General features: G+C 38.9%; 1 protein-coding gene. It reads left to right on the forward strand.

The window, feature by feature from the left end:
* Positions 1-229 (forward strand): bacteriophage terminase small subunit (locus FDX22_RS12245; protein ID WP_222592522.1); only part of this gene is annotated, 229 nt, incomplete at both ends.

Below are 229 nucleotides of genomic sequence, written 5' to 3' on the forward strand. Positions count from 1 at the left end.
AGCGAGCAAACTGACAGTCAGAACGCTAAAAGAAACAGAAACAATATATGACGCTGACGGAAACGTTGAAAAAGTAAAGGTTAAAGAGAAAGAACTTGATAAAGATAGCTTGGTAGCAATGATGGTTGCTAAGGCTGGAAACCCTGAACTTTATAACCCTACTGAATGGCGGAGATTGCAACAGGAAGAATCAAGTGCTCATGACCTTAAAGCTAAAATTGAAGAACTT

Origin of the sequence: Citrobacter sp. TBCS-14, from assembly GCF_005280805.1 — a bacterium.
Lineage (GTDB): Bacteria > Pseudomonadota > Gammaproteobacteria > Enterobacterales > Enterobacteriaceae > Citrobacter > Citrobacter gillenii.